The 930-nt window shown below is 38.3% G+C and carries 2 rRNA genes; both read right to left on the reverse strand.

Annotated elements, in window-relative coordinates:
* Nucleotides 1–249 (reverse strand): 23S ribosomal RNA (locus ACI48Q_RS20915); the annotation flags it as partial.
* A 585-nt stretch (nt 250–834) separates the two neighbouring features.
* A 16S ribosomal RNA gene (locus ACI48Q_RS20920) occupies nt 835–930 on the reverse strand; the annotation flags it as partial.

Raw genomic sequence — 930 nt, forward strand, 5'->3', positions numbered from 1 at the left:
GCCGCTACTCAGGAAATCGAGGTTTCTTTCTCTTCCTCGGGGTACTTAGATGTTTCAGTTCCCCCGGTTTACCTCTATATACCTATTTATTCAGTATATAGTACATAGTGTTTACTATGTAGGTTTCCCCATTCGGAAATCTCTGGATCACTGGCTATTTGCGCCTACCCAAAGCTTATCGCAGCTTATCACGTCCTTCATCGGCTCCTAGTGCCAAGGCATTCACCATGCGCCCTTTGTAGCTTGACCTTAAGTCGCTTTTGCCATAATCTGCGCATTACGTCGTCAGCTTCGTTGTTCTGGTGCTCATTTACTTGAAGTAAACTCTGCTCCTCACGCCTCGCTTCCTAGTACTGCTTGATTCTGCCAAAAGCTCAATTACTTCTTGGATTTAATCTATAAATCAATTTGATTATAAATTCATATCCTTGAAATACTGGTAACTCTATCTTCTTACAAAGATTAGTAAATTATCTTGACGAAATTGTTTAATTTAAATCTAAATTTAAAGGTTAAACAAATTTTCTTATTTTACTATGTAATTTTCAAAGAACACTAAAAATTATTATAGCCTTCGTATTTTGTTTTTAGCTTCAGTCACTATGGTGCTCATTTAACTTAATAAACTCTACTCCATGTTACTTTGCTATCGCAAATTACTTGCCTCTAATAATTTAATTTCAATTTCTGAGAGATAGTCTCTCAAAATTAAACAGAGTTAAAGTACCAGTGCCCAGCTAAGCTGGATGGGCTCATCTAAACTTACTAAAATAACTTTTATTAAGTAAGATTCGCTCAATGTCATAAGGGATTAACCTTATGTCGACTCCCTAGAAAGGAGGTGATCCAGCCGCAGGTTCTCCTACGGCTACCTTGTTACGACTTCACCCCAATCACTAATCCCACCTTCGGCCGCTGGCTCCTTACGGT

The sequence above is a fragment of the Clostridium sp. LXY-7 genome, from assembly GCF_056172015.1.